Source organism: Streptomyces sp. NPDC051921 (genome assembly GCF_040680975.1).
In the GTDB taxonomy this organism is placed as follows: Bacteria; Actinomycetota; Actinomycetes; order Streptomycetales; family Streptomycetaceae; genus Streptomyces.
In genome coordinates, this window is record NZ_JBFAXU010000007.1 from 275,968 (window position 1) to 285,123 (window position 9,156).

Genomic DNA, 9,156 nt, shown 5'->3' on the forward strand with positions numbered 1-9,156 from the left:
CCGGGAACGCGCCGCGGCGCCCTACCCGGTCGTCCGGTCGGGGACATTCGGGGGGCGCCGCGCTCAGTTCCGCACGTCGTTGTACGGGACGTCGTGGGGGTCCGGCCGGTCAGACCGTCAGGGCACGGTCCGTCGGGCGGATCGGGGCCGGCAGGGAGCTGGCGCCCGTGAGGTAGCGGTCCACGCCGCGGGCGGCCGAGCGGCCTTCCGCGATGGCCCACACGATGAGGGACTGACCGCGACCGGCGTCACCGGCGACGAAGACGCCGTCGACGTTGGTGGCGAAGTCCCCGTCACGCGCGATGTTACCCCGCTCGTCCAGGTCCAGACCAAACTGCGCGACCAGGCCGTTCTCCACGTCCGTGCCGGTGAAGCCCATCGCGAGCGTGACCAGCTGGGCGGGGATCTTGCGCTCGGTGCCCGGCTTCTGGGTCAGCTTGCCGTCGACGAACTCGACCTCGACCAGGTGCAGGAACTGGACGTTGCCGTCCTCGTCGCCCTCGAAGTGGGTGGTGGAGACGGAGTAGACCCGCTCGCCGCCCTCCTCGTGCGCCGAGGTGACCTTGTACAGCATGGGGAAGGTCGGCCAGGGCTGGTTGGCGTTCCGCTCCTCGCCCGGGCGGGGCATGATCTCCAGCTGGGTGACGGAGGCCGCGCCCTGGCGGTGCGCCGTACCGACGCAGTCCGCACCGGTGTCGCCGCCGCCGATGACCACGACGTGCTTGCCCTCGGCGCTGATCGGCGTAGTGACGAAGTCGCCCTCCTGCACCTTGTTGGCGAGCGGCAGGTACTCCATCGCCTGGTGGACGCCCTTGAGCTCCCGGCCCGGGACCGGCAGGTCACGGGCGGCGGTGGCACCGGCGGCGACGACGACCGCGTCGAACCGCTTGCGCAGGTCCGTCGAGGTGAGGTCGCGGCCGATCTCGATGCCGGTGCGGAACTTGGTTCCCTCTGCGCGCATCTGCTCGATGCGGCGGTTGATGTGCACCTTCTCCATCTTGAACTCGGGGATGCCGTAGCGCAGCAGACCACCGATGCGGTCCGCCCGCTCGTACACGACCACGGTGTGGCCGGCCCGGGTCAGCTGCTGGGCGGCGGCGAGACCCGCCGGGCCCGAGCCGATCACCGCGACGGTCTTGCCGGACAGGCGCTCGGGCGCCTGCGGCTTGACGTCGTTGGCGTCCCACGCCTTGTCGATGATCGAGACCTCGACGTTCTTGATGGTGACGGCCGGCTGGTTGATGCCGAGCACGCACGCCGCCTCGCACGGAGCCGGGCACAGGCGGCCGGTGAACTCCGGGAAGTTGTTCGTGGCGTGGAGGCGCTCGGACGCGGCCGACCAGTCCTCGCGGTAGGCGTAATCGTTCCACTCGGGGATCAGGTTCCCCAGCGGGCAGCCGTTGTGACAGAACGGGATGCCGCAGTCCATGCAGCGGCCGGCCTGCTTGCTGATGATCGGCAGCAGGGAGCCGGGGACGTAGACCTCGTTCCAGTCCTTGAGTCGCTCGCCCACCGGCCGGGTCTTGGCGACCTCACGCCCGGTGGTCAGGAAGCCCTTCGGGTCAGCCATGGGTCGCCGCCTCCATCATCTTCTCGGTGGTCTCGGCCTCGGAGAGACCGGCGAGCTCAGCGGCGTCCTTGGCGGCGAGCACTGCCTTGTACGTGGTGGGGATGATCTTGCTGAACCGGGCCGCGGCGGCGTCCCAGTCGGCGAGCAGCTTCTCGGCGACCGTCGAGCCGGTCTCCTCGTGGTGGCGGCGCACGACATCGTGCAGCCACGCCGTGTCGGTGTCCGACAGGGCCTCGATCGCCTCCAGGTTGCCGGAGTTGACGTTGTCCCGGTCGAGGTCGATCACGTAGGCCACGCCGCCGGACATGCCGGCCGCGAAGTTGCGGCCCGTCTCGCCGAGGACGACCGCCGTACCGCCGGTCATGTACTCGCAGCCGTGGTCACCCACGCCCTCGGAGACGACCAGCGCGCCGGAGTTGCGGACGCAGAAGCGCTCACCGGTACGGCCGCGCAGGAACAGCTCGCCGCCCGTGGCGCCGTAGCCGATCGTGTTGCCCGCGATGGTGGAGTACTCGGCCAGGTGCTCGGCGCCGCGGTCCGGGCGGACGATCACGCGACCGCCGGAGAGGCCCTTGCCGACGTAGTCGTTGGCGTCGCCCTCCAGGCGGAGGGTGACACCGGCCGGCAGGAAGGCGCCGAAGGACTGGCCGGCGGAACCGGTGAACGTGATGTCGATGGTGTCGGCGGGCAGGCCCGCGCCACCGAACTTCTTCGTCACCTGGTGACCGAGCATGGTGCCGACGGTCCGGTTGATGTTGCGGATGGCGACCTGCGCGCGGACCGGCTGGGCGGCCTCGGCGGACTCGGCGCCCAGGGCCTCGGCGGCGAGCTGGATCAGCTCGTTGTCGAGGGCCTTCTCCAGGCCGTGGTCCTGCTCGACCAGGGCGTGGCGGACCGCGCCCTCGGGCAGCGCCGGCACGTGGAACAGCGGCTCCAGGTCGAGGCCCTGGGCCTTCCAGTGCGAGACGGCGCGGCTGGTGTCGAGGAGCTCGGCGTGGCCGACGGCCTCCTCGATCGAGCGGAAGCCCAGCTCGGCGAGGAGCTCGCGGACCTCCTCGGCGATGAACTCGAAGAAGTTGACGACGTACTCGGCCTTGCCGGAGAAGCGGTCGCGCAGGACCGGGTTCTGGGTGGCGATGCCGACCGGGCAGGTGTCGAGGTGGCAGACGCGCATCATGACGCAGCCGGAGACGACGAGCGGCGCGGTCGCGAAACCGAACTCCTCGGCGCCGAGCAGCGCGGCGATGACGACGTCGCGACCGGTCTTGAGCTGGCCGTCGGTCTGGACGACGATCCGGTCGCGCAGGCCGTTGAGCAGCAGGGTCTGCTGGGTCTCGGCGAGGCCGAGCTCCCAGGGGCCGCCCGCGTGCTTCAGCGAGGTGAGCGGGCTGGCGCCGGTGCCGCCGTCGTGGCCGGAGATGAGCACGACGTCCGCGTGGGCCTTGGACACACCGGCCGCGACCGTGCCGACGCCGACCTCGGAGACCAGCTTCACGTGGATGCGGGCGACCGGGTTGGCGTTCTTGAGGTCGTGGATCAGCTGGGCCAGGTCCTCGATGGAGTAGATGTCGTGGTGCGGCGGCGGGGAGATGAGGCCGACGCCCGGCGTCGAGTGACGCGTCTTGGCGACCCACGGGTAGACCTTGTGGCCGGGCAGCTGGCCGCCCTCACCGGGCTTGGCGCCCTGGGCCATCTTGATCTGGATGTCGTCCGCGTTGACCAGGTACTCGCTCGTGACGCCGAAGCGGCCGGAGGCGACCTGCTTGATCGCGGAGCGGCGCGCCGGGTCGTAGAGGCGGTCCGGGTCCTCGCCGCCCTCACCGGTGTTGGACTTGCCGCCCAGCTGGTTCATGGCGATGGCGAGGGTCTCGTGGGCCTCGCGCGAGATCGAGCCGTACGACATGGCGCCGGTGGAGAAGCGCTTGACGATCTCGGAGACCGGCTCGACCTCGTCGATCGGGATCGCCGGGCGCTCGGAGCTGAATCCGAACAGGCCGCGGAGCGTCATGAGGCGCTCGGACTGCTCGTTCACCCGCTCCGTGTACTTCTTGAAGATGTCGTACCGCTTGGAGCGCGTGGCGTGCTGCAGGCGGAAGACGGTCTCCGGGTCGAAGAGGTGCGGCTCGCCCTCGCGGCGCCACTGGTACTCGCCGCCGATCTCCAGGGCGCGGTGCGCCGAGGGGATGCCGGTGGCGGGGTACGCCTTGGCGTGGCGGGCGGCGACCTCCTTGGCGACGACGTCGAGGCCGGCTCCGCCGATCTTGGTGGCGGTGCCGTTGAAGTACTTCTCCACGAAGGCGGTGTCGAGGCCCACGGCCTCGAAGACCTGGGCGCCGCGGTAGGAGGCGACGGTGGAGATGCCCATCTTCGACATGACCTTGAGGACGCCCTTGCCGAGGGCGTAGATCAGGTTGCGGATGGCCTTCTCGGGCTCGATGTCCGTGATGAACGTGTCGGCCCGGAGCAGGTCCTCGACGGACTCCATGGCCAGGTACGGGTTGACCGCCGCCGCGCCGTAGCCGATGAGCAGGGCGACGTGGTGGACCTCGCGGACGTCACCCGCCTCGACCAGCAGACCCACCTTGGTGCGCTGCTTGGTGCGGATGAGGTGGTGGTGGACGGCCGCGGTGAGCAGCAGCGAGGGGATCGGCGCGTGCTCGGCGTCGGAGTGCCGGTCCGACAGGACGATCAGGCGGGCGCCGCCCTCGATCGCCGCGTCGGCCTCGGCGCAGATCTCCTCGATGCGGGCGGCCAGCGCCTCTCCGGCGCCGGAGACCCGGTACAGGCCGGACAGGGTCACGGCCTTCATGCCGGGCATGTCGCCGTCGGCGTTGATGTGGATGAGCTTGGCCAGCTCGTCGTTGTCGATCACCGGGAAGGGCAGCGTGACGCTGCGGCACGACGCGGCGGTCGGGTCGAGCAGGTTGCTGCCCGGGCCGAGCGAGGAGCGCAGCGAGGTCACGAGCTCCTCGCGGATGGCGTCCAGCGGCGGGTTGGTGACCTGCGCGAACAGCTGGGTGAAGTAGTCGAAGAGCAGCCGGGGGCGCTCGGACAGGGCCGCGATCGGCGAGTCCGTGCCCATGGAGCCGATCGGCTCGGCGCCGGTGCGGGCCATCGGGGCGAGGATGACGCGGAGCTCTTCCTCGGTGTAGCCGAAGGTCTGCTGGCGGCGGGTGACCGAGGCGTGGGTGTGCACGATGTGCTCGCGCTCGGGGAGGTCGGAGAGCTCGATCTCGCCGGTCTCCAGCCACTCCGCGTAGGGCTGCTCGGCGGCGAGGCCGGCCTTGATCTCGTCGTCCTCGATGATGCGGTGCTCGGCGGTGTCGACGAGGAACATCTTGCCGGGCTGCAGGCGGCCCTTGCGGACGACCTTGGCCGGGTCGATGTCGAGGACGCCGACCTCGGAGGAGAGCACGACGAGGCCCTCGTCGGTGACCCAGTAGCGGCCGGGGCGCAGACCGTTGCGGTCGAGGACCGCGCCGACCTGGACGCCGTCGGTGAAGGTGACGCAGGCCGGGCCGTCCCAGGGCTCCATCAGGGTGGAGTGGTACTGGTAGAAGGCGCGGCGGGCCGGGTCCATGGAGTCGTGGTTCTCCCACGCCTCGGGGACCATCATCAGGACCGCGTGCGGCAGCGAACGGCCGCCGAGGTGGAGCAGCTCCAGGACCTCGTCGAAGGAGGCGGAGTCGGAGGCGTCCGGCGTGCAGACCGGGAAGATCCGGTCCAGGGAGCCCTCGCCGAAGACGGTGGATTCGAGCTGGGCCTCGCGGGCGGTCATCCAGTTGCGGTTGCCCTTGACCGTGTTGATCTCGCCGTTGTGGGCGACGAAGCGGTACGGGTGGGCGAGCGGCCAGCTCGGGAAGGTGTTCGTGGAGAACCGGGAGTGGACCAGGGCCACGGCGGTGGCGCAGCGGCGGTCCGACAGGTCCGGGAAGAAGGGCTCCAGCTGGCCCGTGGTCAGCATGCCCTTGTAGACGATGGTGCGGGCGGAGAGCGACGGGAAGTAGGTCCCGGCCTCGCGCTCGGCGCGCTTGCGTAGCACGAAGGCCTTGCGGTCGAGCGCGATGCCCGTGCTCGCGCCGTCGGCCACGAAGAGCTGGCGGAAGACCGGCATGGTGGAGCGGGCGGAGGCGCCGAGCAGCTCGGGGGCGACGGGGACCTCGCGCCAGCCGAGGACGTTCAGGCCCTCTTCGGCGGCGATCGTCTCGATCCGCGAGACGGCCTGTGCGGAGCCGTCTGCGGGAAGGAAGGCGATGCCGACGGCGTAGGAGCCGGCCGCGGGGAGCTCGAAGTCGGTGACCTCGCGCAGGAACGCGTCGGGGACCTGGAGCAGGATGCCGGCGCCGTCACCGGAGTCGGGCTCGGAGCCGGTGGCGCCGCGGTGCTCGAGATTGCGCAGTACGGTCAGCGCCTGCTCGACCAGCGCGTGGCTGGCAACACCGGTGAGGGTGGCCACGAACCCGACACCACAGGCGTCGTGTTCGTTACGGGGGTCGTACATCCCCTGCGGGGCGGGGCGACCGTCCATGGGCGACCAGGCGTCGGAACGCATCGGCTCTCCCGTCGTCGTCGTGGCATGTGCAACAGCCGAGGGACGACGTTGGCCCTCCGCGAAATTTCGTGCAGGTTACATGATGGCTGGCTTCTCGCGAAGTGGATAGCTCATTCCAGCATGCGGACACCGCCGATACGGGCGGTGGCGGGTGGTTCAGCTGTGAGACACGAGAACCACGGCGTTCCCATGGGGGGACGGATCAGGATCCGGGGGGTCGGACCGACCCGTCGCAGAGCGGGCCTCATTGCCCGCGGCGCTTGTGCCTCATGCCCGGTGGCCGAGGATTCGAAACCGACAGGTAACCGGCTAGATATGTGGCGCTGTGCATAGTGTCTCACCGGTGCGGCGGATCCGCCCAGGGATATACGTCACAGAGACAGGACCACGGGCGCCCCCTAGGACACGCGCGTGAGGCCCCGGTACGAACACGCGTGAGGCCCCCGGTCGGGACGACCGGGGGCCTCACGGGGGAACACGGCGTCGCGGGGACGCGGGCGCGGGCCGGGACAGGGCTACAGCGCGGCCCCGAAGAGCATGCCGAGCCCGTACGTGACGGCCGCGGCGGCACCGCCGAGGACGAGCTGGCGCAGTCCGCTGAACCACCAGCTGCGGGCGGTCACCCGGGCGACGAGCGCGCCGCAGGCGAAGAGCCCGAAGAGCGCGAGCAGCACGGCGGGCCACAGCGCGGTCGCGCCGAGCAGGTACGGCAGCAGCGGCAGCAGGGCGCCGAGCGCGAAGGAGCCGAAGGACGAGACGGCCGCGACCATCGGCGACGGCAGGTCGTCGGGGTCGATGCCCAGCTCCTCGCGGGCATGGATCTCCAGCGCCTGCTCCGGGTCGCGGGACAGCTGCATGGCGACCTCGCGGGCGAGCGCGGGCTCGACGCCGCGGGAGACGTAGAGCGCGGCGAGCTCTTCCATCTCGTCGACCGGGTGCTTGCGCAACTGGACGCGCTCGACGTCCAGTTCGGCCTGGACGAGCTCGCGCTGAGAGGCGACCGAGGTGTACTCGCCGGCGGCCATCGAGAAGGCACCGGCCGCGAGCCCGGCGAGACCGGTGATGACGATGGTCTGCGAGGAGAGCGCGCCGCCGGCCACACCGGTCATCAGGGCGAGGTTGGAGACCAGTCCGTCCATCGCGCCGAAGACGGCGGGACGCAGCCAGCCGCCGTTGACGTCGCGGTGCGTGTGGTTGTCGCGGTGGGCCTCGTGGAGCGGTGCGACGGCTTCGATGATGGACATGCTTCTCCCCTGTCTTCCTTGCGGGTTCGGCGCGCCCGCCCTCCCCTCGACAGCATCGAAAATACGCCCGATGTAAGGGGCGCGCCAGCAAGGCAGGCCGTACTAAGTAAGGCTCGCTTTACTGAGGCAACCCTGCCTGACGTGCTGTCACCCGGGTGACAGAAACGTTTCGGTGAGGGGTCGGGCCCGGTCGCGTGGCAGGCATCTGCAGAGCGCGAAAGGGGAGAAGAGATGGCCGGCACCAAGCAAGCCGAGGTACGGGATCCAGGGGAGGCCGGAAGGGCCGGGGGCACGGGGGGAGCCGGGGCCACGGGGGATGCGGGGGATGCGGGGGATGCGGGGGATGCGGGGGATGCGGGGAGGGTGAGGGAACGCGCGCGGGGCGCGCTGCTCGGCCTGGCGGTGGGCGACGCGCTGGGCGCGCCCGCCGAGAACCTGCGGCCCTCGGAGATCCGCGCCCGATGGGGCAGGATCGAGGGGTTCGTGACGGAGCGTCCGGCGGGGACGGACGACACCGAGTACGCGATCTTCTCCGGCCTGCTCCTGGCCCGGCACGGCTCGGCCCTCACCGTGGCCCACGTCGAACGCGCCTGGCACCACTGGATCGCCGACCTCGACGAGGGCCCGTTCCGGGGCGCCGGCTTCTCCGAGCGCGGCACCCTGGAGAACCTGCGCCGGGGCCTGGCCGCGCCCATCTCCGCCCAGCACCGGCACGCCTGGAGCGACGGGCTCGCGATGCGGGCCGCCCCCTTCGGCGTCTTCGCTGCGGGCCGCCCCGCCGAGGCGGCGCGACTGGTCGCCATCGACGGCACCGTCAGTCACGAGGGCGAGGGCATCTACGGCGGTCAGGCGGTGGCTGCGGGGGTGGCGGCGGCCATGGCCGGCGCGTCGGTCACGTCCGTCATCGCGGCGGCCCTCTCGGTGATCCCGATGGACTCCTGGACCGCCCGCTCGCTGCGCCGGGCGGTCGTGGCCGCGCAACGGGTCCAGCCCGATCCCCTGGAACGCGAACGCGCGGTGCGCTCGGCGGTCGTCATCGGCGGCTATCCCTGGACGGACCTCGCCCCCGAGGCCGTCGGCCTGGCCTTCGGGGCCTTCGCCGCGGCCCGCGGCGACTTCCGCGCCTCGGTCCTGACCGCCGTCAACATGGGCCGCGACGCCGACACGACGGCGGCGGTCGCCGGCGCCCTGGCCGGGGCGCTCGGCGGCACCACCGCGATCCCCGAACCCTGGTCCTCGGCCATCACCCCGGTCGCGGGCAGCTGCCTGCCCTCCATGCGCGGCTACCACGTCCTGGACATCGCGGACCTGCTGACCCCGGAGGAGGAAACGCCATGAGCGCGGACATCACGACGACGCTGGACGCGGCGAGGGAGCTGGGCGGAGAAGGGGCGGGCGACGACATCGCCGCCGCCGGGGGCAGCCCCGGGACGGCGAGCGCCACGGGCGGCCCCGCCGCCCGGACCGCGGTCACCGCGGGCACCTCGTTCACCCCCGCTGCGGACCGCCCGTCGGCACCCGCCGCGGGCAGCCCCGGACGGGCGAGCACCACGGGCAGCCCGGCCGCCGGTGCCGTGACGTCCGCTCCCCCCGTGGGCAGCCCCGGACGCGAGAGCACCGCGGACAGCCCGGCCGCCGGTGCCGTGACGTCCGCTCCCCCCGTGGGCAGCCCCGGACGCGAGAGCACCACGGGCAGCCCGGCCGCCGGTGCCGTGACGTCCGCTCCCCCCGTGGGCGGCCACGGACGCGAGAGCACCACGGGCAGCCCGGCCGCCGGTGCCGTGACGTCG

At 71.8% G+C, this 9,156-nt stretch carries 4 protein-coding genes and 1 pseudogene; 2 read left to right on the forward strand and 3 right to left on the reverse strand.

Going from position 1 to position 9,156, the window contains the following annotated elements:
- Window positions 1-109: 109 nt before the first annotated feature.
- From AB0M16_RS12575 to AB0M16_RS12585, 3 genes are all read right to left on the reverse strand, one after another.
- Window positions 110-1,570, reverse strand: coding sequence for a glutamate synthase subunit beta (locus AB0M16_RS12575; RefSeq protein WP_365341790.1), 1,461 nt, complete (start codon window positions 1,568-1,570; stop codon window positions 110-112).
- Window positions 1,563-6,122 carry a glutamate synthase large subunit gene (gene gltB, locus AB0M16_RS12580; protein ID WP_365341792.1) on the reverse strand — a complete coding sequence of 1,520 codons (4,560 nt, stop codon included), beginning with the start codon at window positions 6,120-6,122 and terminating at the stop codon, window positions 1,563-1,565. The genes AB0M16_RS12575 and gltB overlap by 8 nt, the downstream gene beginning before the upstream one ends.
- Before the next feature lie 515 nt (window positions 6,123-6,637).
- The gene (locus tag AB0M16_RS12585; RefSeq protein WP_365341794.1) at window positions 6,638-7,366 is read right to left on the reverse strand and encodes a VIT1/CCC1 transporter family protein; all 729 of its coding nucleotides are present in this window, start codon (window positions 7,364-7,366) and stop codon (window positions 6,638-6,640) included.
- A gap of 363 nt (window positions 7,367-7,729) precedes the next feature.
- On the opposite strand from AB0M16_RS12585, the gene AB0M16_RS12590 reads away from it, so the two are divergent.
- Both AB0M16_RS12590 and AB0M16_RS12595 read left to right on the forward strand, forming a co-directional pair.
- Window positions 7,730-8,704 carry an ADP-ribosylglycohydrolase family protein gene (locus tag AB0M16_RS12590; protein ID WP_365341796.1) on the forward strand — a complete coding sequence of 325 codons (975 nt, stop codon included), beginning with the start codon at window positions 7,730-7,732 and terminating at the stop codon, window positions 8,702-8,704.
- Window positions 8,701-9,156, forward strand: a pseudogene (locus AB0M16_RS12595) (hypothetical protein); the annotation flags it as partial. The gene AB0M16_RS12590 and the pseudogene AB0M16_RS12595, both read left to right, overlap by 4 nt.

What these genes read in the sequence shown, in the direction of transcription:
- AB0M16_RS12575 (WP_365341790.1), bottom strand. Translation starts at nt 1,570, where the DNA reads ATGGCTGACCCGAAGGGCTTCCTGACCACCGGGCGTGAGGTCGCCAAG.
- gltB (WP_365341792.1), bottom strand. Translation starts at nt 6,122, where the DNA reads ATGCGTTCCGACGCCTGGTCGCCCATGGACGGTCGCCCCGCCCCGCAG.
- AB0M16_RS12585 (WP_365341794.1), bottom strand. Translation starts at nt 7,366, where the DNA reads ATGTCCATCATCGAAGCCGTCGCACCGCTCCACGAGGCCCACCGCGAC.